This is a genomic window from Stenotrophomonas sp. As-7, assembly GCF_030291015.1.
GTDB classification, from domain to species: domain Bacteria; phylum Pseudomonadota; class Gammaproteobacteria; order Xanthomonadales; family Xanthomonadaceae; genus Stenotrophomonas; species Stenotrophomonas lactitubi.
Genome location: NZ_CP127405.1, coordinates 1,003,333 through 1,028,319 on the forward strand (window position 1 = coordinate 1,003,333; position 24,987 = coordinate 1,028,319).

Genomic DNA, 24,987 nt, shown 5'->3' on the forward strand with positions numbered 1-24,987 from the left:
GATCCACAGCGGGGCGCCTTCGGGCGCCCCGCTGCGTTTCACCACCTCCGCAAGAATGGATCTGTGCATGTTCCGCACAGATCGTGTGCTCGAAGGTGGCTGGTTCGTGCATTCAATGCTCCTCATCCTGTGCCGACTTTCCCTCGTACAGGAGCTTGACCATGAACCTCACTGCTTTCGGCCTGGCCGGCCTGATCGGCATGGCGGCCACCACCCAGGCGGCCGCCGCCGAGTCGTCCCATCCCACCATCCGCCATATGGCCGGCGCCCCGGCTGCCACCTCGCTCGACGCAGCGAAGACGGCCGTGCTGGTGATCGATTTCCAGAACGAGTATTTCGATGCCAGCGCCGCCGTTGGTTTCGCCGGTGGTCGCATGGTCATTCCCGATGGCGTGGCGGCCCTGCGGCAGACCCGTCGCGTGGTCGACTTCGCTGATGCCAATGGCATCCGCGTGATCCATGTGCAGCACGTGCTGCCGGCCGGCGCGCCGCTGTTCGCAGAGGGCAGCGTCAACGCCGCCTTCCACCGTGACATGCAGCCGCGCAAGGGCGAGACCGTGGTGCAGAAGGACAACGTCAGCGTGTTCGCCGGTGCCTCGGCAGCGGTATTGGACAAGGCGCTGAAGGATGCCGGTATCGACACCCTGATCGTCACCGGCCTGCAGACCCATGCCTGCGTTGCCGGTGCTGCACGTGATGCCGCTGCGGCGCCGCGCGGCTATCGGGTGATCGTGGCCTCCGATGCCTCTGCCAGCCGTGATCTGGATCTGGTCAATGGCGGGAGCATCGGCCATCGCGCATTGCATGAAGCGTCGCTGGCGCAGATCGAGGATGCCTTTGGCGATGTCATGACCACCTCGGCGATTCTGGCCCTGCCGGTGCGCAAGGCCGGCGGCGACGCTTGATAAGCTGGCGGGGTCCGCAGCCAGCGGGCCCCGCCGACCGGAGTTACCTCCTGATGGACCATTTCGCCGCCCTGCGAGCTTTGCGCGCGATCGTCGATGCAGGCAGTTTCACTGCCGCCGCCGAGCGGCTGGATACTACCCATTCGGCGATGTCGCGGCAGTTGCGTCAACTTGAAGAGCACCTGCAGGTGCGGCTGCTGGATCGCAACAGCCGGCGGTTGTCGTTGACCGAGGCCGGGCGCGACTACTATCGCGAGGCAGTGGCGCTGCTTGAACGGCTGGAGGCCGCCGATGATCGTGCGCGGGCCGGCCAGGCCCAGCCCAGCGGGCGCGTGCGGGTCAACGTGCCGCAGGTGGTCGCCAGCCAGGAGTTGCCGCATTGGCTGCCTGTCTTCCTGGCGCGCTATCCGCAGGTGGCGCTGGAACTGTCGGCCGACGATCAGCTGGTCGATGTGGTCGGCGGTGGCTTCGATCTGGCCCTGCGCATCGCACCGTCCTTGCCAGACAGCCAACTGGTCGCCCGTGAACTGGCGCGATGCCCGCGCATCCTGGTTGCGGCACCGGCCTACCTCGCCCGGCACGGACTGCCTCGACAGGTGGCCGATCTGCACAGCCACACGCTGTTGGCATTCAACCCGGTTGCGGCGATGACGCCGTGGCAGCTGCACGGGCCGCGTGGTGCCATCGTCAGCATGGAAGCAGGCCAACGACTGCGCGTGGACGCTACGCCGGCACTATATGCGGCCGTGCTGGCCGGCATGGGCATCAGTCTGTTCACCGCGCTCACGGTGCAGGAAGACCTGCGCGCCGGCCGGTTGATCCGCGTGCTGCCCAGCTGGCACGGTGGCACGCGCTGCTATTTCGCGCTGTATCCGCATGCGCGTGCGCTGGCGCCGAAGGTGCGCGCGCTGGTCGATCATCTGGCCGCGCATTACGCTGCAGCGTCGGGTGCGGCAGGGTAGTTGCACGGCAGCGGTGAGGAGTGGGGATGGAGTCGGTGTATCTGCTGGTCGCGCTGGGCGCGATCGTCGCGGGGTTCGTGCAGGGCCTGTCGGGTTTCGCGTTTGGCATGGTCGCGATGTCGTTCTGGGCGTGGGGGCTGGATCCCCGGCTTGCGGCGACGCTGTCGGTGTTCGGCGCGCTGGTCGGCCAGTTGCTGGCGGTGTTCACCGTGCGCCGTGGCTTCAACCTGCGCCTGCTGCTGCCGTTCGTGCTCGGCGGGTTGGCGGGCATTCCGCTGGGCGTGCTGGTGCTGCCACAGCTGGACATGGTCTGGTTCAAGGCGCTGCTGGGAGGATTCCTGGCGCTGTGGTGCCCGGTGATGCTGATGGCGCGCTCGTTGCCACCGGTCACCGTTGGCGGCAGGTTTGGCGACGCGCTGGCCGGCATGGCTGGCGGTGTGCTCAGCGGCATCGGCGGCTTCGCCGGACCGGTGCCGACGCTGTGGAGCACGCTGCGTGGCTTCGGCAAGGACGAGCAGCGCGCGGTCATCCAGAACTTCAACCTGGCGATGCTGGCGGTGACCATGGCCACCTATGTCGGTACCGGCATGGTGACCCGGCAGATGCTGCCGTACTTCGCCATTGTCGCGCCGGCAATGCTGGTGCCAACGCTGCTGGGGGCGAAGCTGTATGTCGGTATCAGTGAAGCGCGTTTCCGGCAGATCGTGCTGGGGCTGTTGACGGCCTCCGGCGTTGCCATGCTGGCCTCGTCGTTGCCGCTGCTGCTGTCCCGTGGGGCGGCGGGATGAGGGCTCAGGCGGGCCGCAGCATGCGGAAGCGTTGCTCGGCGGTGATCCGGAAATAGTCGGCCGGTCCGCCGCCACGCAGGATGGTGTCGCTCGCTGCGGTGTCGTAGATGCCGTCGACGAGCAGCCGCGTATCGATATGCACGGCGACCACTTCTCCCAGTACCAGCCAGCCATTGGTGTCGTTACCGGCCGCATCACGCAGACGCACGATCTGCGTGCAGCGGCACTCCATGCTTACCGGGCTCTGCGCCACGCGCGGCGGTGCAACCTGCTCCGATGGCAGTGGTGCCAGCCCCGCCAATGCGAACTCGTCCACTTCGGGCGCGACGGCGCGGCAGCTTTCGTTCATTGCCTGGGCCAGATCGAATGTGGCGAGGTTCCAGACAAACTCGCCGGTGGCTTCGATGTTGCGCAGCGAATCCTTGCGCCCCTGGCTGCTGAAACCAATGATCGGCGGCGTGTAGTTGAAGGCGTTGAAGAAGCTGTAGGGCGCCAGGTTCACATTGCTGTCGGCGTCACGACTGGAGATCCAGCCGATGGGGCGCGGGCCGATGATGGCGTTGAACGGATCATGTGGCAGGCGATGGCCATCGGCCGGGCGATAGCTGTGGAAGCGGGGAGGGAGGGTGTCTGCCATGGGTGTGTTTCCGGGGGAGTCGAGCGTGCTCGACGCTACAGAAAAGGCCGCGATCCCGACGGACCGCGGCCTTGTCGTTTACGGCATGGATTGGATCAGCGCTGCTGGATCTTCGACAGCAGGCGCAGGAACTCCACATACAACCAGACCAGGGTCACCATCAGGCCGAATGCGCCATACCATTCCATGTACTTCGGCGCGCGCTGGGCCACGCCGGTTTCGATGAAGTCGAAATCCAGCACCAGGTTCAGCGCGGCCACGACCACCACGAACAGGCTGAAGGCGATGCCCAGCCAGCTGGCGTCATGGATCACCGGTACGTTGATGTTGAAGAAGCCCAGCACGAACGAGGCCAGGTACAGCAGGGCGATGCCGCCGGTGGCGGCGACCACGCCGAGCTTGAAGTTCTCGGTGGCCTTGATCAGGCCGCTGCGGTAAGCGAACAGCAGCGCGAACAAGGTGCCGAAGGTCAGCAGCACCGCCTGGAACACGATGCCGGGGAACTTCATGTTGAACACGGCCGAGATGGCGCCCAGGAACAGGCCCTCCACCAGCGCATACATCGGCGCGGTGACCGGCGACCACTCCTTCTTGAAGACGGTGATCAGGGCCAGCACCAGGCCGCCGATCGCACCGCCCATCGCGTACAGCTTGGCGCCGGCCATCACCTGGCCGTAGTCATCCACGGTCTGGTTCCAGGCGAACGCTGCAGTCAGCACGGTCAGCAGCAGCAGGAAGCCGGTCTTGTTGACGGTGCCATTGAGGGTCATTACCTGGCCGGGGCTGGTCACCACCGAGCCACTGGCCAGATCGAGGAAGGTCGACTCGGAAAGAGCCGGGTTGCCGCTGCGCATGCGAGGTCTCCGTGCGAAAAGGGGGCGATTCGGCCATCCGGCCGATGGCTGCGAGCATAGCCGATGGCTGCGCAAGCTGTGGTCATGGCCGGGCAGGGCGGGGATTGCGCGTTGACAGTTCGCACGACGCTTGGCCACAATGGTCAGCTCCCCGGGTCCACGCCCGAGGGGATTGCAACACCGGGGTATAGCGCAGTCTGGTAGCGCGCCTGCTTTGGGAGCAGGATGTCGGGGGTTCGAATCCCTCTACCCCGACCAATCCACATCACGTCGGATTGGACGCCGTTCCGGTTCGGGCGCCCGTAGCTCAACTGGATAGAGCACCGGCCTTCTAAGCCGGCGGTTACAGGTTCGATTCCTGTCGGGCGCGCCATTGGTTGGTGCGACACCGGAACGTAGCTGGCGGATGTGAAGAAGTGCTTGCAAAAGCCTGTCGACTCCACCAGAATGTCGGACTCGCTTCGGCGGACCTGAACTTCGGTGACAGTCCTCGGGCAACGTATCAAGCGTCAACGTCGGCAGCATCGACGGTGAAGCGAAAGTTTCAGTGGTGGCTGTAGCTCAGTTGGTTAGAGTACCGGATTGTGATTCCGGTGGTCGGGGGTTCGAATCCCCTCAGCCACCCCACTGATTCAACCGCATCGGCAACGCCGAAACGGTATTGCAATAAACAGAGTGCACGCTACAATATGCGTCTGAGTTTCAAGGGCTGTTAGCTCAGTTGGTAGAGCAGTTGACTCTTAATCAATAGGTCCAAGGTTCGAATCCTTGACAGCCCACCAAGACAGAAGCCATCGGGTCCACCCGGTGGCTTTTTTCTTCAGATGTAACCCTTCGCGATGGATCGCCGGTTGCAGTGCTTGTTTCAACGACGTTGAAGAAAGTACTTGCAATGCCCTCGCGGATCGGGTCATAATTCGCCCCCCGATTTCGGGCTGTTAGCTCAGTTGGTAGAGCAGTTGACTCTTAATCAATAGGTCCAAGGTTCGAATCCTTGACAGCCCACCAGACGAAAGCCACTTGGTCCGCCAAGTGGCTTTTTTCTTTCTGTCTCCGCTGGCGTGGAGCCGGCTGGAGGATAGCCCCCTTGAGTCAAGGGGGCGCGGCGAAGCCGGGGGGATGTGGGTGTGGGTGAGAGGGGCCCGCGCGGTGCGCAGCAGCGCGTGGGGCGGCAGCGCGAATGCGCAGCCGCGTCCCCAAGGTTCGAATCCTTGACAGCCCACCAGACGAAAGCCACTTGGTTCGCCAAGTGGCTTTTTTCTTGCCTTCGACAGCACTGGTAGGTCCGCGCCCTGCGTGGATGAAGGCTGTACGAAACGCGCAATCCACGCATGGCGTGGATCTACTGAAGCACGGCTGAAATCAGCGTCAAATGCGTCATCGGCATGTTCAATGCTGTGAGCTGCTTCTCACCGGTTGCCATCGGCATCGCTCCCAATGGGTGTTCCGCGCCGAAGGCGCATGCATGAGGAGTGCTTTGATGGCCATTAACAGAGCTGTGGGTCTGATGCTGTCCAGCGTGGCGGTGATCGCCCTGTCGGGCTGCAGGGCGGACGACGCCGCCACTGCCGGGGCCGCACCGGATCACGCGCAGACGGTGGAGCGCGCTGCGGATGTCGAGCATGTTCCCGCGCAACCGGTCGACGCCGCGATGGCGATGCGTCCGGCCCAGGCGACGGAGGAGGGGGTGTCTGCGGATGCGGCTGAAATGAAGCGCTCTGAAGACGGCGCGACGCCCGAGGCCCGCAAGCGCAATGCGGCGATGGGCAGCGATGGTGCGGCATCGGGGCAGGTGCAGCCCGCGCATTGATCCGGTGGCCCGGGCCTGCACCCGCCGCCCGGGCCGCTTTCTCCATCAAATGGCGTATTCAGTTTTGTGGAAGCCTTCCGCTTTCCGCCCCCGCCTGCAACAATGAACGCCTGAGCCGGCCACGCGAAAGTGGCGGAATTGGTAGACGCCCTGGATTTAGGTTCCAGTGCCGCAAGGCGTGGGGGTTCGAGTCCCCCCTTTCGCACCAGGCCGGCCCGTCCCCCGCCCAGTCGGGCATTCCGCGTCAACCCCTGCGCCCCGCCATGCTGGCGGCGCCGCCCGAATTGGGCGAAACTAAAGGGCTGCGGCAAGCAGGCGCGTCATCGACGTCGTGTCCTTACAACCGTTTCATCCATCATCGAGCCGGGGGCCAGGGCGCCACCGGTGGCAGGAGTCAACATGCAAGCTTCGATCGAAACCATCGGCAACCTGGAACGCCGCCTGAGCTTCTCGCTGCCGGAAGACCGTCTGCAGAGCCACATCAACGGCCGCCTGGGCGAAATCGCCCGCACCACCCGCATCAAGGGTTTCCGTCCGGGCAAAGTGCCTGCCAAGGTGATCGAGCAGCGCTTCGGTGCGCAGGTCCGTGGCGAGGCGCTGGACGGCCTGCTGCGCGAAACCTTCGACGCCGCCGTGCGCGAGCACGACCTGCGCATCGTCGGCAGCCCGCGCATCGACAAGGGTGACGAGGGCGAGTTCTCCTTCGTGGCCACCGTCGAAGTGGTGCCGGACTTCGGTGACATCGACGTCAGCAAGCTGACCGTCGTGCGCCACACCGCCGAGATCACCGATGCCGACATCGACCAGATGATCGAGAACCTGCAGACCCAGCGTCGCAGCTGGTCGCCGGTCACCCGTGCCGCGCAGGACGGCGACCTGGTCGCACTGGAAACCTGGTCGCAGGCCGGTGACGAGCGCCTGCCGGCGGAAGGCACCGAGAAGGGCAGCATCGTGCTCGGTCAGGGCATGATGTTCGAGACCATCGAGCAGGGCCTGGTCGGCATGACCAAGGACGAAGAGAAGACCCTGGACGTCGAGTTCCCGGCTGACTGGCGCGTGCCGGCGCTGGCGGGCAAGACCGTGCAGGTCACCGTCAAGGTCACCGACATCTCCGAGCCGGTCGTGCCGGCGGTCGATGAAGCCTTCATCAAGAGCTTCGGCGTGAAGGGCGGCGACGTCGAGCAGTTCCGCAGCGACATCCGTGCCAACCTCGAGCGCGAGCTCAAGGGCGCGCTGATGAACCGCCTGCGTCGTGAAGTCGGCGAGCAGCTGATCGCGGCCTACGCTTCGGTGGAAATGCCGCCGCGCCTGGTCGAGAACGAAGCCCGCGCCATGCTGGCCCAGCAGGTCGAGCAGATCCGCCGCAGCGGCCGCAACCCGGGCGAGATCCCGGCCGACGCCCACGAAGGCTTCAAGGACGCTGCTGCCAAGCGCGTGCTGGTCGGCCTGGTGGTCGGCGAAGTGGCCCGCAGCAACGACCTGCGCCTGGAGCCGAAGCGTCTGAATGAAACGATGCGTCTGATCGCTTCGACCTACGAAGAGCCGGAGCAGGTCATTGAGATGTACCGCAACGACCCCCAGCTGATGTCTGGCCTGCAGAACCGCGTGATGGAAGAGCAGGTGATCGACTGGATCGCCGAGCGCGCCCAGCACACTGAAGAAAAGCTGTCGTTCCAGGACGCGATCCGCCAGTAATCCCTGGCCGATTGCCGGATACCCCGCGCCAGCCCTGGCGCGGGGGTGTTTCCCCCCAAGATAGGTACCTCACGAAATGGACAACCGAACCAAAGCCCTGAACATGGTTCCCATGGTGGTCGAGCAGACCAGCCGCGGCGAGCGTGCCTACGACATCTATTCGCGCCTGTTGAAGGAGCGCCTGATCTTCCTGGTTGGCCCGATCGACGATCACATGGCCAACGTGGTGGTGGCGCAGCTGCTGTTCCTGGAAGCGGAAAACCCGGAAAAGGACATCAGCATCTACATCAACTCGCCGGGTGGCGTGGTCACCGCCGGCATGGCGATCTACGACACCATGCAGTACATCAAGCCGGACGTGAGCACCATCTGCGTCGGCCAGGCCGCCTCGATGGGCGCGCTGCTGCTGGCTTCCGGTGCAGCCGGCAAGCGCTATGCGCTGCCGAACTCGCGGGTGATGATCCACCAGCCGCTGGGCGGCTTCCAGGGCCAGGCCACCGACATCGACATCCACGCACGCGAGATCCTGACCCTGCGCGCGCGCCTGAACGAAGTGCTGGCCAAGCACACCGGCCAGTCGCTGGAGACCATCGCGCGCGATACCGAGCGCGACAACTTCAAGAGCGCGGTCGATGCGGTCGCCTACGGCCTGGTCGACCAGGTCCTGGAGCGTCGTCCGGAAGAGTCGATCCAGGCCGGCTGACCGGCACTCACGGGGCCATGGCAGGCCCCGTTCCTGCAGGGTCGGGTGGACTGATGTCCCTCCGGCCCTGTGTTATTCTCGAATCGAACCCCCGTTCAGCGGGTGGCGTAACTGGGTAAGCGAAGCATGAGCGAAGACCGCCAAGGTCGTTCCACGGACACCGGCAAGATCCTCTACTGCTCTTTCTGCGGCAAGAGCCAGCATGAAGTGCGCAAGCTGATTGCCGGTCCGAGCGTGTTCATCTGCGATGAGTGCGTGGAGCTGTGCAACGACATCATCCGTGAGGAGCTTGAGGAAAAGGCGCAGTCGGCACGCAGTTCGTTGCCCAAGCCGCGCGAGATCCTCGAGGTGCTCGACCAGTACGTGATCGGCCAGAACCGCGCGAAGCGGACGTTGGCCGTGGCCGTGTACAACCACTACAAGCGCATCGAGAGCCGCCAGAAGAACGACGAAGTCGAGCTGGCGAAGTCGAACATCCTGCTGGTCGGTCCGACCGGTTCGGGCAAGACCCTGCTGGCCGAGACCCTGGCCCGCCTGCTCAACGTGCCGTTCACCATGGCCGACGCCACCACGCTGACCGAAGCCGGTTACGTGGGCGAGGACGTGGAGAACATCATCCAGAAGCTGCTGCAGAAGTGCGACTACGACGTCGAGAAGGCACAGCAGGGCATCGTCTACATCGATGAAATCGACAAGATCTCGCGCAAGAGTGAGAACCCGTCGATCACCCGCGATGTGTCCGGCGAAGGCGTGCAGCAGGCCCTGTTGAAGCTGATCGAAGGCACCGTGGCCAGCGTTCCGCCGCAGGGTGGACGCAAGCATCCGCAGCAGGAATTCCTGCAGGTGGACACCAAGAACATCCTGTTCATCTGTGGCGGCGCGTTCGCTGGCCTGGACAAGGTGATCCAGCAGCGTTCCAACGACGCCGGCGGCATCGGTTTCGGCGCCAAGGTGAAGAGCAGCGAGCGCAAGCAGGAAGTGGGCAAGGTGCTGGCCGAAGTCGAGCCGGAAGACCTGATCAAGTTCGGCCTGATTCCCGAGTTCGTGGGCCGCCTGCCGGTGGTCGCGACCCTGGAGGAGCTGGACGAGCCGGCCCTGATCCGCATCCTGACCGAGCCGAAAAACGCCATCACCAAGCAGTTCAAGAAGCTGTTCGAGATGGAAAACGTGGAACTGGAGTTCCGTCCGGACGCGTTGTCGGCCATCGCCAAGAAGGCGCTCAAGCGCAAGACCGGCGCCCGTGGCCTGCGTACCATCGTCGAATCGGTCCTGCTGGACACCATGTACGACCTGCCGTCGCAGGAAAACGTCAGCAAGGTTGTCGTGGATGAATCGGTGATTGAGCACAAGTCCGAGCCGTACCTGATCTACCAGACCCCGCCGGCCCCTGAACAGAAGGCCGCTGGCGCCGAATGATTCTTTCAACTTGTTGAATAGAAAGAATTTTCTCGGAACGTCTTGCATCTGAAAGCCGATGGCCCCATAACGGGGCCATCGGCTTTTTTTGTCTCCGGAAGATGCCCTCCCGGAGACGGTTTTCCCCTTCCCTGGAGCCCCCATGGCCCGTTCCCCAAGTGAGACCCTCGACCTGCCGGTCCTGCCGCTGCGCGACGTAGTGGTATTCCCGCACATGGTCATCCCGCTGTTCGTCGGCCGCGACAAGTCCATGCATGCGCTGGAACAGGCAATGGAAGCGGACAAGCGCATCCTGCTGCTGGCGCAGAAGTCGGCCGAAACCGATGACCCGCAGGCCGCTGACCTCTACCAGGTCGGCACCCTGGCGCAGGTGCTGCAGCTGCTGAAGCTGCCTGACGGCACCATCAAGGTGCTGGTCGAAGGCCTGTCGCGCGTGCAGGTGACCAGCGTCAGCGAACGTGATGGCTCGCTGCACGGCCAGGCCGTCGAAATCGAGGCCACCGACGCACGCGAGCCGCGCGAGATCGAGGCCATCGCCCGCTCGCTGATGTCGCTGTTCGAGCAGTACGTCAAGACCAATCGCAAGCTGCCGCCGGAGCTGCTGCAGACCCTGGCCGGCATCGATGAGCCGACGCGCCTGGCCGACACCATCGCCGCGCATATCAGCGTGCGGTTGTCGGACAAGCAGCGCCTGCTGGAAACACTGGCCGTGGGCGAACGCCTGGAGATGCTGGTCGGTCTGGTCGATGGCGAGATCGACGTGCAGCAGATGGAAAAGCGCATCCGCGGCCGCGTGAAGTCGCAGATGGAAAAGAGCCAGCGCGAGTACTACCTCAACGAACAGATGAAGGCCATCCAGAAGGAACTGGGTGACCTCGACGACGCGCCGGGCGAACTGGAAGAGCTGGCGCGCAAGATTGCCGAGGCGGGCATGCCCAAGCCGGTGGAAACCAAGGCGCGCAACGAGCTCAACAAGCTCAAGCAGATGTCGCCGATGTCCGCCGAAGCGGCGGTCGTGCGCAATTACCTGGAGTGGCTGCTGGGCGTGCCGTGGAAGAAGCGCAGCAAGGTGCGCAAGGACCTGAAGGCCGCGCAGGACACCCTCGATGCCGATCACTACGGCCTGGAGAAGGTCAAGGAGCGCATCCTTGAATACCTGGCGGTGCAGTCGCGGGTGAAGCAGATGAAGGGCCCGATCCTGTGCCTGGTCGGACCGCCGGGCGTGGGCAAGACCTCGCTGGGCCAGTCCATCGCCAAGGCCACCAACCGCAAGTTCGTGCGCATGTCGCTGGGCGGCGTGCGCGACGAAGCCGAGATCCGTGGCCACCGTCGTACCTATGTCGGTTCGATGCCGGGCCGCATCGTGCAGAACCTCAACAAGGTCGGCAGCAAGAACCCGCTGTTCGTGCTGGACGAGATCGACAAGATGTCGATGGACTTCCGCGGAGATCCGTCTTCGGCGCTGCTGGAAGTGCTCGACCCCGAGCAGAACAACGCATTCAACGACCACTACCTGGAAGTGGACCTGGACCTGTCCGAAGTGATGTTCGTGGCCACCTCGAACTCGCTCAACATTCCGGGGCCGCTGCTGGACCGCATGGAAGTGATCCGCATCCCCGGTTACACCGAGGATGAGAAGCTCAACATCGCCACCCGTTACCTGGCTCCCAAGCAGATCAAGGCCAACGGCCTGAAGCCGGAAGAGCTGGAGATCGGCAGCGATGCGATCCAGGACATCGTGCGCTACTACACGCGCGAATCCGGCGTGCGCAACCTGGAGCGCGAGATCGCCAAGATCTGCCGCAAGGTGGTGAAGGAGATCGCGCTGGGTGGGCCGCAGCCGGTGGCGAAGGTGAAGAAGGGCGCGCGCAAGTCCAAGGCGCTGGTGAGCGTGTCGAGCAAGAACCTGGACAAGTACCTGGGCGTGCGTCGCTTCGACTTCGGCCGTGCCGAAGAAGAGAACGAGATCGGCCTGGTCACCGGCCTGGCCTGGACCGAAGTTGGTGGCGATCTGCTGCAGATCGAATCGACGCTGGTGCCGGGCAAGGGCCAGCTGATCCTGACCGGCCAGCTCGGCAACGTGATGAAGGAATCGGCGTCGGCGGCCTTGTCGGTGGTGCGTTCGCGTGCGGTCGGCTTCGGTATCGATCCGGAGTTCCTGCAGAAGCACGACGTGCATCTGCACGTACCCGATGGTGCGACGCCGAAGGATGGCCCCAGTGCCGGTGCGGCGATGGTGACCTCGCTGGTGTCGATGCTGACCAAGGTGGCCGTGCGCGCCGATGTGGCGATGACCGGCGAAATCACCCTGCGTGGTCGCGTCACCGCGATCGGCGGCCTGAAGGAGAAGTTGCTGGCGGCACTGCGCGGCGGAATCCGCACGGTGATCATCCCCGATGAGAACCGCAAGGATCTTGCCGACATTCCCGCCAACGTCACCCGCGATCTGGAGATCGTGCCGGTGAAGTACATCGAGGAAGTGCTTGATCTGGCGCTGGAACGTCCGCTGGCGCCGAAGAAGACGCGCAAGAGTGCGCAACGCGTCACGGTGCGCAGCAAGGCCAAACCGAGTGGAAACGCCCGCGTCAAGCATTGATGCGTCCTGTCGAAATGCTTGAAACCCGCGTCGTTGCTGGCTTTCCAGCTTGCGTGGGGGTAGGGCCGCTGGTATAAAAGCAGCACTCGCGAATGAGTGATCGCAGTCAGCGCTCACTGAATTCGGCGAACCGTTTCCACATGGCAACCGCATGCAGACGTCGTGCGGTTGCTTCCCTGTCGAATACGCGGAACCCACCGCCAAAGGAGTTGTAAAGAATGAACAAGACCGAATTGATCGATGCCGTTGCTGAAGCTGCCGACCTGACCAAGGCCGAGTCCAGCCGCGCTGTCGATGCCGTCGTTGCTGCCGTCACCAAGGCGCTGAAGGACGGCGATGCGGTCACCCTGGTTGGCTTCGGTACCTTCCAGGTCCGCGACCGTGCTGCCCGCACCGGCCGCAACCCGAAGACCGGCGACACCATCAAGATCGCTGCTTCGAAGAATCCGTCGTTCAAGGCTGGTAAGGCCCTGAAGGATGCTGTAAACTAAGCGGCTCGCTGGGGTGCTTAGCTCAGCGGTAGAGCGTCTCCTTTACACGGAGAGGGTCGGGGGTTCGAAACCCTCAGCACCCACCACAGCACCGCGGTAAGTTTGAAATGTGGAGCGGTAGTTCAGCTGGTTAGAATGCTGGCCTGTCACGCCGGAGGTCGCGGGTTCGAGTCCCGTCCGCTCCGCCATTTTCAACGAGGCCCCCGGCCGAAAAGCTGGGGGCCTTGTTTTCTCTCCAACCTCCCGGTTGCAGAGAAAACAAAGAGGTCTGCAATACGGAGCGGTAGTTCAGCTGGTTAGAATGCTGGCCTGTCACGCCGGAGGTCGCGGGTTCGAGTCCCGTCCGCTCCGCCATTGCAAAACTCTTAAATCCTCGTGAAAAAACTTTGAAAAAAGTGTTCAGCGGGGTAGGTTTTCAGGAAGTCTTCGGATATACTGAGCGCCTGCAAAGTTTCAAGCGCGGAGCGGTAGTTCAGCTGGTTAGAATGCTGGCCTGTCACGCCGGAGGTCGCGGGTTCGAGTCCCGTCCGCTCCGCCAACTCTAAGAGCCCTCGACGCAAGTCGGGGGCTTTTTCTTTGCGTCGTTTTCATCGTTTGATGCGCGCGATAGTGTCGATCGCCTGGCCAGGGTGGCGCCAGACCCCGCCGGCCCTGCTTTTGGTCCACGCCGCGAAGCGGGTTACACTGCCGGGCTCGCCAATCAAGCCTTGTGATTCCTCACCATGCTGCAGAAACTCCGCGACAAGACCTCAGGCTGGATCGTTACCGTGATCCTGGGGCTGCTGATGATTCCGTTCCTGTTCGTCATCGACAACAGCTACCTCGGTGGCGTCGGCGCACAGAACGTCGCCAAGGTTTCGGCACCGCCGACCTGGTGGCGCTCGGCACCGTCCTGGTGGCCGGTGCGCATGATGTGGCAGCACCATGAGATCAGCGCACAGGATTTCCGCACCCGTTTCGAGCAGGAACGCATGCGCGAACGCCAGCAGCAGGGCGAGAACTTCGACCCGCGCGCGTTCGAAAGCACCGAGAACAAGCTGGCCGTGCTCGACCAGTTGATCGACGAGCAGGTCGTGCGCCTGGTCGGTGAGCAGGCCGGTGTCGTGATTGGCGACGGCGCTGTGCGCGAATACATCACCACCATTCCGGGCTTCCTGGGCGCCGATGGCAAGTTCAGCGAGAGCAATTACCGTCTGGCCCTGGCCGGTGGCAATCCGCCGCGCACGCCGACCCAGTTCCAGGAACTGGTACGTGAGAGCCTGCAGCAGTCGGTGATCCCGTCGGGCCTGCAGAACTCCGGCTTTGTCACCCAGGCCGAGACCGAGCGTCTGTTGAAGCTGCTGGGCGAAACCCGCGATGTGGAACTGGCCGCGCTGCCGGAACTTCCGGTTGATACCGCGCCGGTGACCGACGCGCAGATCAAGCAGTGGTACGACAGCCATGGCAAGGATTTCCGCCAGGCCGAATCGGTGTCGCTGGAATATGTCGAGCTCAATGGTGCGAACCTGCCGGCGCCGACCGCGGCCGACGAGGCAACCCTGCGCAAGCGCTATGAAGACGAGAAGGCCAAGTTCACCACGCCGGAACAGCGCCAGGCGGCGCATATCCTGATCACCGGCGACGGTGCTGAAGCCAAGGCCGCCAAGTTGGCTGTCGAAGCAAAGGCGGCAGGTGCCGACTTTGCCGCGCTGGCCAAGGCGAACTCGGAAGATCCCGGTTCCAAGGCGCAGGGCGGTGACCTGGGTTGGGTGGAACGCGGCGCGATGGTCAAGCCGTTTGAAGACGCACTGTTTGCCGCCAAGGCCGGTGAAGTGATCGGCCCGGTCAAGACCGACTTCGGCTTCCACATCATCAAGGTCGCTGCGGTTCGTGGTGGCCAGGGCAAGTCGTTTGAAGAAGTGCGTGACACCCTGGCAGCCGAGCAGCTGAAGGCAGACGGTGAGCGTGGCTTCAACGATCTGGCAGGCCGCCTGGTCGATGCCATCAACAAGAGCCCGAGCGACCTGGCCGCAGCCGCCAAGGACGTCGGCCTGCCAATGCAGACGCTGGGCCCGATCACGCGCACCACCGCCACCGGCATTGCCGCTGATCCGGCCGTGCTGCGTGCTGCCTTCTCCGACGTCCTGGTGCAGGACGGTACCGCCAGCGATCCGATCGCCCTGGGTGGCAGCAGCAACCACAGCGTGGTGATCCGTGTTGCCGCGCATACCCCGGAGCAGGCGCTGCCGCTGGACAAGGCGCGTGAGCAGGTGATCGCCGCGATCCGTGCCGACCGTCAGCGCCAGGCCGGTGACAAGGCCGCCGATGCCCTGCTGGCCAAGCTGAAGGCGGGCGCGACCCTGCAGTCGCTGGCCGCCAGCGAGAAGCTGCAGCTGAGCCCGATGCCGGGCCTGCCGCGCAGCCAGCCGGTGCCGACCCCGGAGATCAACCGCGCGATCTTCAGCGCGCCGGTGCCGGCCGAAGGCAAGCCGAGCTACGGCAAGGTCGACGTCAACGGTCATGCACTGGTCTTCGCAGTGAACAAGGTCAACCCGGGTGACATCAAGGAAGTGACCGCCGAGCAGCAGAAGCAGTTGAAGGACCAGCTGAGCCAGATCGACGGCATGGCTGCTGCCAAGGCGTACATCGACGCGATGCGCAAGCGCTTCCTGGTGCAGACCACCGAAGCGAACCTGTAAGCCTCTGGCGAGCAGGAACGAAAAGGCCCGGCATTGCCGGGCCTTTTTTGTTGTTGCAACCTCGATCAAACCGTGACCCGAGCAATGAGTGCCGACCAAGGTCGGCCGCTACCAGAAGCGACACGCGTCTGCTCCTGCTCTTCATCTTCTGATCCGTGGGTGCCGCCGGAAACTGTCCGCGGCCGGGCAGGTGGGCTGCGCAGGGGCGTGAGCCGCATGGATGCGGCGACCGAGCTTACAGGGATGTACTTGCAGCGGCCCCTGCGCAGCTCACCTGCCCGACCGCATACGAGCGATCCGGGCCACCCGCGAGGGGCTCCGCCGTTGGCCGGAAACCGCGCGGCAGCGCCGCGCCGACCTCAGTCTTCGACGCGCAGTACCGCGCCTGGCTTCAGCACGCTGCTGCCGCTCAAGCCGTTCAGCGACAACAGTGCCTTGACCGGCATGCCGTAGCGGCGGGCGATGGTCCATGCCGATTCGCCGTTGCGCACGGTGTGGCGGCGGTTGCGCGGACGATCAGCAGCCGACGCGACCACCTTTGCCACCTGCGGGCTCGGCGCCGCGCTGGCGGTGCTGGCCAGTGCGGTGGCAACGGTCGTGCTGGCGATGTCGGCTACGTTCGCGCTGGACGCCGAAACCGGGGCCAGTACGCGGGCCGTGCCCGACGGGCGGTTGCCGGCGGCCAGTGCCGGATTCAAGCGGGCGATCTTCGCCGGGTCCAGGGCGCGCTGGGCGGCCCACTGCTGGACGCTGGTGCCTGCCGGCAGGGTGTGATCCTTCAGCACCGGTACGGTGCGGTCCAGCGAGGCCATCACGCCCGGCTGGTCTTCCACGTCTTCCAGCACGCAGGCCAGGGCATGCAGCTTCTCGACGTAGGCGTGGGTGACCGGCGACAGCCCGGGCAGGCCGGCCGGCTTGGCGTTCTGCGCGTTCATGCCGGCCTTGCGCATGGACTGCAGCACGCGGTACTCGCCAGCGTTGTAGGCCATGGTGGCCAGGCGCCAGTCGCCACCGAACATGCCATGCAGGGTCTTCAGGTAGCGCACGGCGGCCTGGGTGGACTCCACTGCAGACAGCCGGCCGTCGTAGTTGTTGCTCATCGGCACGCGATGGTTGCGTGCGGTGGTAGCGATGAACTGCCACAGGCCGGTCGGGCCGCTGCCGTTGCGGGCATTGGGCCGGTAGCCGCTTTCGACGAAGGGAATCAGGGCGAATTCGGTCGGCAGGTTGGCCTTGCGCAGCTCTTCGACCACATAGCCGAACAGCACCAGCGCGTCATCATCCTGGTTGGCCAGCCGCGAAGGGGCGTGGGCGAACTGCTTCTGCCAGCGCGGGCTGGTCGCCTCGGCGTCACAGGTGGGTTCAGCCAGGCCGTCGCGGAAGCTGGAGAAGATCTCCTGGCCGTTGCGTACCGATGCAGCCGGCAGCGTCGACGGATCCAACGGCAGGGCCGAGGCGGCGGTCAGGTTCTGGCTGATGCCGGCGCCCAGCGATTGTGCGCCGGCAGTTCCGGCCAACCCCAGGACGAGACCCAGGGCCAGCGGCAGACTTCGGCGACTCATGCGCGGAAGCCGTCTTTCCAGTGCCGGAGACCGGCCATGACGTCGACGTCATCCACGACCTCGCGCCCCAGGTGCGCCGACACGGCCGCGCGGATGGGCGCAGTGTGGGTACGCAGGAACGGATTACAGGCAATTTCATCGGCCAGGGATACTGGCAGGGTGGAACGGTCATCGCGGCGCATGGCCAAAGCCTCCTCTTGGCGCTGCAACAAGGCAGCGTTGGCGGGGTCGACATGCCGCGCGAAGACGGCATTTGACACGGTGTACTCGTGAGCGCAACACAGCAGCAGTTGCGCGGGCAGGGCACCCAGCTTGCGCATCGATGCCAGCAGCTGGGACGGCGTACCTTCGAACAGGCGTCCACAGCCCAGGCTGAACAACGAATCTCCGCTGAAAAGCTGTTCAGCGGTGTGAAACGCGATGTGGCTGCGGGTGTGCCCGGGGACGGATAGTACGTGGAACATCTGGCCCAGTGCCTGAACACGTTCACCTTCGCCGACCCGCTCGGTGGCCATCGGGATGCGCTCTTCGACCGGTGCGACCACGCGCACGCCAGGGAAACGCGCCTGCAGCGCCGCTACCCCGCCGATGTGATCGTCGTGGTGATGGGTGAGCAGGATGGTGTCCACGCGCACGCCTTGGGCAGCCAGCGCCAGTACCGGCGCAGCATCGCCGGGATCGACGACCACGGCAGCACCGTCGTCGGCGATCAGCATCCAGATGTAATTGTCCGCAAATGCGGGCAGGGCAGTCAGTCGCATAGAATTGGACCATGCCCGCGCTGCAGAGCACCCGTCAAGCGAGCCAGGCCCCGTGGTTCGACAGCGAACCGGCGGAGGCCTTGCGCGTGCTTGAACGGCAACTGCTGCTGCCGCAGCTGTCGCTGCTGCCGGCCCGGCCCTGGTTGTGGATCGCCCCCAGCGCCGCCTGGCTGGCCGATGCGCAGCTGGGCGGGCGTGGCCTGCGCCTGCACCGCGAGGGCAGTGGTTACGCCGGCGATACCCGCTGCGCACTGCCGTTGCCGCTGCCCAATGAGAGCGTCAACGCCATCGTGCTGCAGCATGTGACCGTCGGTGATGCCGACCATCTGCTGGACGAATGCGAACGCGTGTTGATGCCCGGCGGCCATCTGTGGCTGACCAGCCTCAATCCGTTCAGCCCGTTCCGCACCCGATGGCGCCAGCACGGGCTGGCGGTGCGCACGCCGCAGCGGATCCGCCAGCTGCTTGAGCGCCATGGGCTGGAATGCGAGGACACGCGCTACCTGGGGCCGATGTGGCAGGGGGCCGGCAGCCGCCGTCGCGGCGGCTGGGCCCCCCTGCGCGCGGCCTGCCTGTTCCACGCTGAAAAACGCACGCTGGCCCTGCCCGGGCCGACCCCGTTGCCCGTGCGCTGGCACGGCACCGTTGCTACCTGATCTGGAGTTGTATTGAAAACCATCGAAATCCACACCGACGGTTCCTGCCTCGGCAATCCCGGCCCCGGCGGCTGGGCGGCGCTGCTGCGCTACAAGGGGCACGAGCGCGAACTGAGCGGTGGTGAAGCGCATACCACCAACAATCGGATGGAGCTGATGGCGGCCATTTCCGGCCTGGAGTCGCTGACCGAGCCCTGCGAGATCGTCCTCTACACCGATTCGCAGTACGTACGGCAGGGCCTGACCCAGTGGCTGCCGGGCTGGATCCGCAAGAACTGGAAGACCGCCGGCGGTGATCCGGTGAAGAACCGTGAACTGTGGGAGCGGCTGCAGGCCGCCACGCTGCGGCACCAGATCGATTGGCGCTGGGTGAAAGGACACTCCGGCGACCCGGACAATGAACGCGTGGATACCCTGGCCCGCAACGCCGCGATCCAGATCCGCGACGGCAGCCCGGTAAACTGAGCGCATGCGTCAGATCATCCTTGATACCGAAACCACCGGCCTCGAGTGGAAGAAGGGCAACCGCGTCGTCGAAATCGGCTGCGTCGAGTTGTTCAAGCGCCGCCCGACCGGCAACACCTATCACCAGTACCTGAAGCCCGACTGCGAATTCGAACAGGGCGCGCAGGAAGTCACCGGCCTGACCCTGGAATTCCTGGCAGACAAGCCGGAGTTTGCGCAGGTCGTGGAGGAGTTCCTGGCCTTCATCGATGGCGCCGAGCTGATCATCCACAACGCCGCGTTCGATCTGGGCTTCCTCGACAACGAGCTGTCCCTGCTCGGCGAGCAGTACGGAAAGATCACCGATCGCTGCACGGTGATCGATACCCTGGCGCTGGCGCGCGAGCGTTTCCCGGGTCAACGCAACTCGCTCGATGCGCTGTGCAAGCGGCTGGGCGTGGACAACTCGCACCGCGCCCTGCATGGCGGTCTGCTGGATGCGCAGATCCTGGGCGATGTGTACATCGCACTGACCTCGGGCCAGGAGGAGATCGGCTTCGGGCTGGGCGATGATGATGCCGGTGGCGCTGCGGTGTTGCAGGCGTTCGATGCGTCCAAGCTGCTGCCGCGCCCGCGCGTGGTGGCCACGCCGTCGGAACAGGAAGCACATGCGGCGCGCCTGGAGCGGCTGCGCAAGAAAGCTGGCCACGCGTTGTGGGATGGCCCGAAGGTGGAAGAGGCTGCGAGCGCGTAGGCGACCGCGGCAGCCACGCATGGCGGGATGACAGGTGCGAAACGCAGCCACGCATGGCGTGGCTCTACTGTAGATTCACGCCATGCGTGGATGCCGTTGCTCAGTGGCAGCGCACCAGGATCACGGTGATGTTGTCCGATGACGCGCCAGCGCAATCGCGCTGCGGCCCCACAATTTGCGTTGCAAATCGTGGGCCCCGTCTCACCAGCATCCATACCCCCGCCGCTTCGCGGCCGCCCCCTGACTCAGGGGGCTTCCCTCCAGCCGGCTTCAGTGGCAGCGCACCAGGATCACGGTGATGTTGTCCGAACCGCCGCCGTCGAGGGCGGTGGCGACCAGGCTGTCCACGCATTCCTGCGCGCTGGCATCGTCGAAGGCGAGGGTGCGGGCGATGCCGCGGTCATCCACTTCCTCGGTCAGGCCATCACTGCACAGCAGCAACTGCATGCCCGGGCGCAGCTCGCCGCTGGTGGTTGCCACATTCAGGTGTGCCGGGTCGGTGACGCCCAGTGCCTGGGTGACCACGTTGCGGTGGGGATGGGCGCGCGCCTGCTCGGCGGTCAGGTTGCCCTGCGCGACCAGTTCCTGCACCACGCTGTGGTCCTGGCTGAGCTGGGCAAGCTGGCCATCGCGCCACAGATAGGCGCGGCTGTCGCCGACCCAGGCCACTTCGTAGCGGTTGCCCTGCACCCGTGCAGCGACCACGGTGGTGCCCATCGGCAGGCTGTCGTTGCGCCGGCGCGAGGCGCGGATGATCTCTTCGTCGGCCGTGCGGATCGCCTGCGCCAACGGCGCGCCACGACGGATCTCGCGGACGATGGTCTCGCGCGCCAGTGCGCTGGCCACCTCGCCGCAGGCGTGCCCGCCCATGCCGTCGGCCACCAGCCACAGGGCCAGCTCGCCGTCACCGTAATAGGTGTCCTCGTTGAGCTCGCGGCGCAGGCCGGGGTGGGTGAGATGTCCGAATTCGATCATGGTGGCTGCTGGGGACGGGGTAATGCCGGGGAGAACGGCATCATCACGGCCAAGCGGACATCCGGCAAGCCATGCAGTCAGGAAAATTTCACTTCATCGGGCGTAATGACTTGTCGTCAGCCGCGCTTCCTCGTATGATGCGCGTCCCCGGTTCGCCGGGGAACATCTGGAGAGGTGGCAGAGCGGTTGAATGTACCTGACTCGAAATCAGGCAGGCGTTTATAGCGCCTCGGGGGTTCGAATCCCCCCCTCTCCGCCAGATAAAAAGAAAAGGGCTGCCGAAAGGCAGCCCTTTTCTTTTTATCTGGCGCGGGGATGCGAAGTGCGCTTTGCGCGCTTCGCCCCATGCGTTGCTGCGCAACGAATGGGCCCCTCCCTTTGCCGGCCTCTCCCCGCCCCTGTCGGGGCAGCCCCTCAACAGAGGGGCTTGTTCCTCCAGACAGATCAGTAGATCCACGCCATGCGTGGATGCCTCTGCCCGCCGTGCGCTGCGGGTTACCATGTGCGCATCATTTGCTGGAGCGCCTCCATGACCGCTGAAATCCTCGTCCCCGTTTCATTCGGCGAGCTGCTGGACAAGATCTCGATCCTGCAGATCAAGTCCGAGCGCATCAGTGACGAAGGCAAGCTGGCCAACGTACGCAAGGAACTGTCCGCGCTGGAAACCACCTGGATGGCGCACCCGGCGGCAGTGAAGGACATTGCCAAGCTGCGTGCCGAGCTGAAGGCGGTCAACGAGCAGCTGTGGGAGATCGAGGACGACATCCGCCTGAAGGACAAGGCGCAGGCCTTCGATCAGGGGTTCATCGACCTGGCGCGCAGCGTGTACCTGCGCAACGACGAACGCGCGCGGATCAAGAAGGCGATCAACCTGGCGCTGGGCTCGGCCTATGTGGAAGAGAAGTCCTACCAGGACTACACGCAGCGCGCGTAATCCCAGGCAGCCCGATGCAATGGATCCACGCCATGCGTGGATGGAGCCACCGGGCTGCGGGACGGTGCGGACCAGGGCCCGCACCCACCAGACCCCGCTCAGCCGTTCGGTCCGCCACTCAGCCCAGGTGGTCAGCCACGTAGCGCTCGAACGCAGCAATGCCGTCCTCGACGGTGATCAATTCCATCACGTCGTCGAATTCGATCTTGGTACCCCACTTGAGGTCGGCGGCCTGCTTGCCCAGGTACTTGCGCGCCGCGTCGTCGTAGCGGTCCGCGCAGTAGCGGCGGTCCGAGTACGGGCCGCTGCGGTTCGGGTTGCTGGCCGCGTGCAGGCCCAGCACCTTGGCGCCCATGGCATTGGCGATGTGCATCGGACCGGAGTCCGGCGTCATCACCAGGTTGGCGCGGGCCAGCAATGCCGGCAACTGCTTCAGCGTGTCCTTGCCGACCAGATCCAGCGCCGGAACATCCAGCTGGGCCAGGATGGCGTCGGCCATGCTGCGCTCCAGTTCGCTGCGACCACCGCACAGCACGATCCGCCAACCACGCGTGACGGCATGGTTGGCGACCTCGGCATAGCGGTCGGCGTACCAGTTGCGGCGCACGTGGCTGGAGCAGGGCGAGATCATCAGCACCGGCCTGCCATCGTCCTGCCATTGCGCAGCGGCCCAGTCATAGGCGGCCTGCGGTACGGCCAGGTCCCAGCTGACGTCGGTCTGGCGCAGGCCCAGCGGCTCGCAGAAGCTGCCGATGGCATCGAGCACATGGATGCCCGGGCGATCAGCGATGCGTTCGTTGATGAAGAGGCCGTGCAGGTCCTTGGAGCGGCTGCGGTCGTAGCCGATGCGGCGCTCGGCGGGAATGAAGGCCGACAGCACGTTCGCGCGGAACGCCACCTGCATCTGCAGCAGCGCCTCGAAACGCCCGGGCGGCAGCTGCTTGCGCAGTTCCTTCACCCCGGCCATGCCGGTCTTCTTGTCGTAGGCATGGAAGGTGACGCCCGGCAGGCCATCAAGCAGCTTCTGCCCGACCTTGTCGATGATCCAGTGGATCGGCGTGTCCGGACGCGCGGCCTGCAGGGTGCGCACCAGCGGCACTACGTGGGTCACATCGCCAAGAGCGGACAGGCGCAGAAGACACAAGGAGGAGGACGCTGATGCCATGTGTTGTTAGACTCAAAGGAATGGTCGCATTCGACGCCAATGAAGCGCTGACGCCATGCCGCGAGGGTCGCGGCATCGGGGCCATTCTGTTCGACCGCGAGCGGCTGCGGCAAGCCGACATCGGTCTGTTCTCGCCACAGCACTGGGCCGGCAAGGCCCGGCCGGTGGGTGAGGGCGGCCGCGGCAGTGCCTGGTTCGTGGATGCGCCGTTCGGTCCCAGCGTGCTGCGGCACTACCTGCGCGGGGGGCTGGCGGCCCGGATCAGCCACGACCAGTACATCTGGCGGGGCGCGGACCGGACCCGCAGTTTTGCCGAATTCCGGCTGATGCGCGCGCTGCGCGAGAAGAAGCTGCCGGTGCCCAGGCCGATTGCCGCCTTCTACATGCGTGAAGGCCTGCGCTACCGCGCCGCGATCCTGATGGAACGGATCGAAGGGGTGCGCTCGCTGGCCGATCGCGCGCTGGTGGCCGGGCGCGGTGCGCCGTGGGAGGAAACCGGGCGGATGATCGCGCGCTTTCACCGTGCCGGCCTGGACCATGCCGATCTCAATGCGCACAACATCCTGTTCGACGGCAACGGCCATGGCTGGCTGATCGACTTCGATCGCGGGGTGATCCGCATCCCGGCCACCGCCTGGCGCGAGCGCAATCTCAAGCGCCTGCTGCGCTCGCTGATCAAGCTGCGCGGCGAGCGCAGCGTGGAAGACGTGGAAAAAGACTACGCGCGTCTGCGTCGCGCCTATGACATGGCCTGGAACCGGGGCACCTGATGGACTGGTCGTTGCGTTTCCTCGGCGTCGGCAATGCGTCGGCGGTCGAGCTGGGTTCGCCGATGTCGGTGATCGAGCGCGATGGCCGGCCGTGGCTGGCCATCGACTGCGGCGGCGAAGGCCTGACCGCGTTCAAGGCGCACTACGGGCATATGCCGCAGGCGCTGTTCGTCACCCATGTACACCTGGACCATGTGGCGGGTTTCGAGCGGCTGTTCGTGGACACCTTCTTCAGCGCGCAGCGGCGCGGCAAGGTGCGCCTGTACGTGCCGGCCACGGTGGTGCCGCTGCTGCACAAGCGCATCGGCGATTACCCGAACGTGCTGGCCGAGGGCGGCGCCAACTTCTGGGATGCCTTCCAGCTGATCGTGGTGGGCGATGCGTTCTGGCACGAGGGTGTGCGCCTGGAAGTGTTCCCGGTGCGCCACCACTGGCCGGAGACGGCCTATGGCCTGCGCCTGCAGGGCGCGCTGACCTGGAGCGGCGATACCCGGCCGATTCCGGAAATGCTGGCGCGCTTTGCCAATGACAATGAGCTGATCGCCCACGATTGCGGGTTGCATGGCAATCCTTCGCACACCGGCGTGGATGACCTGGAGCGCGAGTACAGCACCGAGCTGCAGGCACGGATGATGCTGTACCACTACGCCAGCGTGGCCGATGGCCAGGCCCTGGCCGCGCGCGGGCACCGGGTGGCACAGCCGGGGCAGTGCGTTGTGCTGGCCACGCCGACTGCTCCGCACGTACTGGCGCAGGATCCGCCGTGAGCAGCGCTGGCCACGCCGCAACGCCGGCGTTGGCTGCCGAGCTGGAGCGACTGGAACGTGCACTGCATTGCCCGCAGGTGCGCGCAGATCATCAGCGTCTGGCGGCATTGCTGGATGAGGATTTCAGCGAGATCGGCAGCTCCGGCCAGTGCTACGGCCGTGAGACCGCGCTGGAAGAGATCCCGCTGGAGCGTGCGCAGGTGGTGATCGAGTCGGGCCAGTACGCCGTGTGGATGCTGGCAGAGGGGCTGGCCCAGGTGCGTTACCGTAGTCGCTATCACGTCGATGGCCAACCGCAGCGCTGGGTGCTGCGCAGCTCGCTGTGGCGTCTGCATCCAACGGGCTGGCGGGTGGCGTTCCATCAGGGGACGCCGGAGGCGCGGTAGCGCCGGGCCATGCCGCGAAGGGCGGCAACCAGGGTTGGCATCCATCAGGGGCGGGGTATCGCCTGAAAAGGCGGTGGCCCCGCCGGCTGACCTCGGCGCCCGCGTCGATCGATACCGTTGCTGCCTTCCGGCCCTGGCGGAGTTTTCGACCTAGCGTCGCGAGGGGCCGACGGGGCCACCATAGAGACGTTGGCCGCCCGGAGGCGGCCGATTCACGGATCAGGGGAAGCAGCGCGTCGTGCGCCGGAGACCACAGCCGGACTGCGCATCAGTTGACC

The 24,987-nt window shown here is 65.1% G+C and carries 23 protein-coding genes, 11 tRNA genes and 1 other RNA gene; 28 read left to right on the forward strand and 7 right to left on the reverse strand.

Translation table 11 applies throughout. From position 1 onward, the window contains the following. Positions 1–161 precede the first annotated feature (161 nt). Genes QP457_RS04570 through QP457_RS04580 form a run of 3 tightly spaced genes read left to right on the forward strand, consistent with a single transcriptional unit; the run spans position 162 to position 2,655 of the window. A complete protein-coding gene (locus tag QP457_RS04570; protein WP_205405111.1) occupies positions 162–905 on the forward strand; it encodes a cysteine hydrolase in 744 nt (247 codons plus the stop codon). Positions 906–958: 53 nt separating this feature from the next. Then, positions 959–1,867 carry a LysR family transcriptional regulator gene (locus QP457_RS04575; protein WP_205405110.1) on the forward strand — a complete coding sequence of 303 codons (909 nt, stop codon included), beginning with the start codon at positions 959–961 and terminating at the stop codon, positions 1,865–1,867. A gap of 26 nt (positions 1,868–1,893) precedes the next feature. Next, positions 1,894–2,655, forward strand: a complete 762-nt coding sequence (locus tag QP457_RS04580; RefSeq protein ID WP_180163726.1) for a sulfite exporter TauE/SafE family protein — start codon at positions 1,894–1,896, stop codon at positions 2,653–2,655. Between the two features lie 4 nt (positions 2,656–2,659). Here the strand turns inward: QP457_RS04580 and QP457_RS04585 are convergent, their stop codons facing one another. Continuing rightward, entirely contained in the window at positions 2,660–3,292 is a 633-nt protein-coding gene (locus QP457_RS04585) for a flavin reductase family protein (RefSeq protein ID WP_205405109.1), read from the reverse strand. A 95-nt stretch (positions 3,293–3,387) separates the two neighbouring features. Beyond that, positions 3,388–4,146: a Bax inhibitor-1/YccA family protein gene (locus QP457_RS04590; protein ID WP_099819174.1), complete on the reverse strand. Its 759-nt coding sequence runs from the start codon at positions 4,144–4,146 to the stop codon at positions 3,388–3,390. 181 nt (positions 4,147–4,327) lie between these two features. Between QP457_RS04590 and QP457_RS04595 the strand changes: the two genes are divergently transcribed. From QP457_RS04595 to QP457_RS04675, 17 genes are all read left to right on the forward strand, one after another. Further along, positions 4,328–4,404, forward strand: a tRNA-Pro gene (locus QP457_RS04595). Positions 4,405–4,442: 38 nt separating this feature from the next. Further along, positions 4,443–4,519, forward strand: a tRNA-Arg gene (locus QP457_RS04600). Positions 4,520–4,696: 177 nt separating this feature from the next. Further along, positions 4,697–4,773, forward strand: a tRNA-His gene (locus QP457_RS04605). Positions 4,774–4,852: 79 nt separating this feature from the next. After that, positions 4,853–4,928, forward strand: a tRNA-Lys gene (locus QP457_RS04610). 150 nt (positions 4,929–5,078) lie between these two features. Next, a tRNA-Lys gene (locus tag QP457_RS04615) sits at positions 5,079–5,154 on the forward strand. Between the two features lie 472 nt (positions 5,155–5,626). Continuing rightward, complete coding sequence (locus QP457_RS04620; RefSeq protein ID WP_205405108.1) at positions 5,627–5,956, forward strand: hypothetical protein; 330 nt, start codon at positions 5,627–5,629, stop codon at positions 5,954–5,956. 123 nt (positions 5,957–6,079) lie between these two features. Beyond that, positions 6,080–6,164 (forward strand) — tRNA-Leu (locus QP457_RS04625). Positions 6,165–6,355: 191 nt separating this feature from the next. Further along, positions 6,356–7,651, forward strand: coding sequence for a trigger factor (gene tig / locus QP457_RS04630; protein ID WP_100551677.1), 1,296 nt, complete (start codon positions 6,356–6,358; stop codon positions 7,649–7,651). A gap of 76 nt (positions 7,652–7,727) precedes the next feature. Beyond that, positions 7,728–8,354 (forward strand): ATP-dependent Clp endopeptidase proteolytic subunit ClpP, encoded by a 627-nt coding sequence (gene clpP, locus QP457_RS04635; RefSeq protein WP_025878142.1) that lies wholly within the window; start codon positions 7,728–7,730, stop codon positions 8,352–8,354. A gap of 126 nt (positions 8,355–8,480) precedes the next feature. Beyond that, positions 8,481–9,770 carry an ATP-dependent Clp protease ATP-binding subunit ClpX gene (gene clpX / locus QP457_RS04640; RefSeq protein ID WP_099819177.1) on the forward strand — a complete coding sequence of 430 codons (1,290 nt, stop codon included), beginning with the start codon at positions 8,481–8,483 and terminating at the stop codon, positions 9,768–9,770. A 142-nt stretch (positions 9,771–9,912) separates the two neighbouring features. Continuing rightward, positions 9,913–12,366, forward strand: coding sequence for an endopeptidase La (lon, locus tag QP457_RS04645; RefSeq protein ID WP_205405107.1), 2,454 nt, complete (start codon positions 9,913–9,915; stop codon positions 12,364–12,366). Positions 12,367–12,584: 218 nt separating this feature from the next. After that, a complete protein-coding gene (locus QP457_RS04650) occupies positions 12,585–12,857 on the forward strand; it encodes an HU family DNA-binding protein (RefSeq protein WP_004146343.1) in 273 nt (90 codons plus the stop codon). Between the two features lie 11 nt (positions 12,858–12,868). Beyond that, positions 12,869–12,943: transfer RNA gene (locus QP457_RS04655), tRNA-Val, on the forward strand. 25 nt (positions 12,944–12,968) lie between these two features. Next, a tRNA-Asp gene (locus QP457_RS04660) sits at positions 12,969–13,045 on the forward strand. A gap of 89 nt (positions 13,046–13,134) precedes the next feature. Then, positions 13,135–13,211, forward strand: a tRNA-Asp gene (locus QP457_RS04665). A 107-nt stretch (positions 13,212–13,318) separates the two neighbouring features. After that, positions 13,319–13,395: transfer RNA gene (locus tag QP457_RS04670), tRNA-Asp, on the forward strand. Positions 13,396–13,579: 184 nt separating this feature from the next. Further along, entirely contained in the window at positions 13,580–15,535 is a 1,956-nt protein-coding gene (locus QP457_RS04675; RefSeq protein WP_205405106.1) for a peptidyl-prolyl cis-trans isomerase, read from the forward strand. Between the two features lie 359 nt (positions 15,536–15,894). On the opposite strand, the gene QP457_RS04680 is transcribed toward QP457_RS04675, so the two are convergent. Next, entirely contained in the window at positions 15,895–17,097 is a 1,203-nt protein-coding gene (locus QP457_RS04680; RefSeq protein ID WP_180163730.1) for a lytic transglycosylase domain-containing protein, read from the reverse strand. After that, on the reverse strand, positions 17,094–17,858 hold the full coding sequence (gloB, locus tag QP457_RS04685) for a hydroxyacylglutathione hydrolase (RefSeq protein WP_205405105.1): 765 nt from the start codon (positions 17,856–17,858) through the stop codon (positions 17,094–17,096). The genes QP457_RS04680 and gloB overlap by 4 nt, the downstream gene beginning before the upstream one ends. 11 nt (positions 17,859–17,869) lie before the next feature. Here gloB and QP457_RS04690 point away from each other — a divergent pair, with 11 nt between their 5' ends. The 3 genes from QP457_RS04690 to dnaQ are packed head-to-tail and all read left to right on the forward strand — an operon-like array spanning position 17,870 to position 19,712. Beyond that, a complete protein-coding gene (locus tag QP457_RS04690; RefSeq protein ID WP_205405104.1) occupies positions 17,870–18,514 on the forward strand; it encodes a hypothetical protein in 645 nt (214 codons plus the stop codon). A 12-nt stretch (positions 18,515–18,526) separates the two neighbouring features. Further along, positions 18,527–18,979, forward strand: a complete 453-nt coding sequence (rnhA, locus tag QP457_RS04695; RefSeq protein ID WP_025878155.1) for a ribonuclease HI — start codon at positions 18,527–18,529, stop codon at positions 18,977–18,979. 4 nt (positions 18,980–18,983) lie between these two features. Further along, positions 18,984–19,712, forward strand: coding sequence for a DNA polymerase III subunit epsilon (gene dnaQ / locus QP457_RS04700; RefSeq protein ID WP_180163733.1), 729 nt, complete (start codon positions 18,984–18,986; stop codon positions 19,710–19,712). A gap of 270 nt (positions 19,713–19,982) precedes the next feature. Here dnaQ and QP457_RS04705 read toward each other — a convergent pair whose 3' ends face one another. Beyond that, positions 19,983–20,687, reverse strand: a complete 705-nt coding sequence (locus QP457_RS04705) for a protein phosphatase 2C domain-containing protein (RefSeq protein WP_099819184.1) — start codon at positions 20,685–20,687, stop codon at positions 19,983–19,985. 168 nt (positions 20,688–20,855) lie between these two features. Here QP457_RS04705 and QP457_RS04710 point away from each other — a divergent pair. Beyond that, positions 20,856–20,946, forward strand: a tRNA-Ser gene (locus QP457_RS04710). Between the two features lie 270 nt (positions 20,947–21,216). Continuing rightward, complete coding sequence (locus QP457_RS04715) at positions 21,217–21,621, forward strand: DUF6165 family protein (protein ID WP_032977378.1); 405 nt, start codon at positions 21,217–21,219, stop codon at positions 21,619–21,621. Positions 21,622–21,739: 118 nt separating this feature from the next. Here QP457_RS04715 and QP457_RS04720 read toward each other — a convergent pair whose 3' ends face one another. Next, the gene (locus QP457_RS04720) at positions 21,740–22,786 is read right to left on the reverse strand and encodes a glycosyltransferase family 9 protein (protein WP_100551682.1); all 1,047 of its coding nucleotides are present in this window, start codon (positions 22,784–22,786) and stop codon (positions 21,740–21,742) included. A gap of 20 nt (positions 22,787–22,806) precedes the next feature. Between QP457_RS04720 and QP457_RS04725 the strand changes: the two genes are divergently transcribed. Genes QP457_RS04725 through QP457_RS04735 form a run of 3 tightly spaced genes read left to right on the forward strand, consistent with a single transcriptional unit; the run spans position 22,807 to position 24,709 of the window. Then, a complete protein-coding gene (locus QP457_RS04725) occupies positions 22,807–23,556 on the forward strand; it encodes a 3-deoxy-D-manno-octulosonic acid kinase (RefSeq protein ID WP_089239126.1) in 750 nt (249 codons plus the stop codon). Beyond that, positions 23,556–24,323 carry an MBL fold metallo-hydrolase gene (locus QP457_RS04730; RefSeq protein ID WP_205405103.1) on the forward strand — a complete coding sequence of 256 codons (768 nt, stop codon included), beginning with the start codon at positions 23,556–23,558 and terminating at the stop codon, positions 24,321–24,323. Before QP457_RS04725 ends, QP457_RS04730 begins: the two co-directional genes overlap by 1 nt. Continuing rightward, entirely contained in the window at positions 24,320–24,709 is a 390-nt protein-coding gene (locus QP457_RS04735) for a nuclear transport factor 2 family protein (protein ID WP_205405102.1), read from the forward strand. Before QP457_RS04730 ends, QP457_RS04735 begins: the two co-directional genes overlap by 4 nt. A gap of 76 nt (positions 24,710–24,785) precedes the next feature. Here QP457_RS04735 and ffs read toward each other — a convergent pair. Next, an RNA gene (ffs, locus tag QP457_RS04740) (signal recognition particle sRNA small type) lies at positions 24,786–24,882 on the reverse strand. Positions 24,883–24,987: the final 105 nt, after the last annotated feature.

Bases quoted from the DNA above. Each gene is read 5' to 3' on its own strand.
- QP457_RS04570 (WP_205405111.1), top strand. From the start codon at position 162: ATGAACCTCACTGCTTTCGGCCTGGCCGGCCTGATCGGCATGGCGGCC.
- QP457_RS04575 (WP_205405110.1), top strand. From the start codon at position 959: ATGGACCATTTCGCCGCCCTGCGAGCTTTGCGCGCGATCGTCGATGCA.
- QP457_RS04580 (WP_180163726.1), top strand. From the start codon at position 1,894: ATGGAGTCGGTGTATCTGCTGGTCGCGCTGGGCGCGATCGTCGCGGGG.
- QP457_RS04585 (WP_205405109.1), bottom strand. From the start codon at position 3,292: ATGGCAGACACCCTCCCTCCCCGCTTCCACAGCTATCGCCCGGCCGAT.
- QP457_RS04590 (WP_099819174.1), bottom strand. From the start codon at position 4,146: ATGCGCAGCGGCAACCCGGCTCTTTCCGAGTCGACCTTCCTCGATCTG.
- QP457_RS04620 (WP_205405108.1), top strand. From the start codon at position 5,627: ATGGCCATTAACAGAGCTGTGGGTCTGATGCTGTCCAGCGTGGCGGTG.
- tig (WP_100551677.1), top strand. From the start codon at position 6,356: ATGCAAGCTTCGATCGAAACCATCGGCAACCTGGAACGCCGCCTGAGC.
- clpP (WP_025878142.1), top strand. From the start codon at position 7,728: ATGGACAACCGAACCAAAGCCCTGAACATGGTTCCCATGGTGGTCGAG.
- clpX (WP_099819177.1), top strand. From the start codon at position 8,481: ATGAGCGAAGACCGCCAAGGTCGTTCCACGGACACCGGCAAGATCCTC.
- lon (WP_205405107.1), top strand. From the start codon at position 9,913: ATGGCCCGTTCCCCAAGTGAGACCCTCGACCTGCCGGTCCTGCCGCTG.
- QP457_RS04650 (WP_004146343.1), top strand. From the start codon at position 12,585: ATGAACAAGACCGAATTGATCGATGCCGTTGCTGAAGCTGCCGACCTG.
- QP457_RS04675 (WP_205405106.1), top strand. From the start codon at position 13,580: ATGCTGCAGAAACTCCGCGACAAGACCTCAGGCTGGATCGTTACCGTG.
- QP457_RS04680 (WP_180163730.1), bottom strand. From the start codon at position 17,097: ATGAGTCGCCGAAGTCTGCCGCTGGCCCTGGGTCTCGTCCTGGGGTTG.
- gloB (WP_205405105.1), bottom strand. From the start codon at position 17,858: ATGCGACTGACTGCCCTGCCCGCATTTGCGGACAATTACATCTGGATG.
- QP457_RS04690 (WP_205405104.1), top strand. From the start codon at position 17,870: ATGCCCGCGCTGCAGAGCACCCGTCAAGCGAGCCAGGCCCCGTGGTTC.
- dnaQ (WP_180163733.1), top strand. From the start codon at position 18,984: ATGCGTCAGATCATCCTTGATACCGAAACCACCGGCCTCGAGTGGAAG.
- QP457_RS04705 (WP_099819184.1), bottom strand. From the start codon at position 20,687: ATGATCGAATTCGGACATCTCACCCACCCCGGCCTGCGCCGCGAGCTC.
- QP457_RS04715 (WP_032977378.1), top strand. From the start codon at position 21,217: ATGACCGCTGAAATCCTCGTCCCCGTTTCATTCGGCGAGCTGCTGGAC.
- QP457_RS04720 (WP_100551682.1), bottom strand. From the start codon at position 22,786: ATGGCATCAGCGTCCTCCTCCTTGTGTCTTCTGCGCCTGTCCGCTCTT.
- QP457_RS04725 (WP_089239126.1), top strand. From the start codon at position 22,807: ATGGTCGCATTCGACGCCAATGAAGCGCTGACGCCATGCCGCGAGGGT.
- QP457_RS04730 (WP_205405103.1), top strand. From the start codon at position 23,556: ATGGACTGGTCGTTGCGTTTCCTCGGCGTCGGCAATGCGTCGGCGGTC.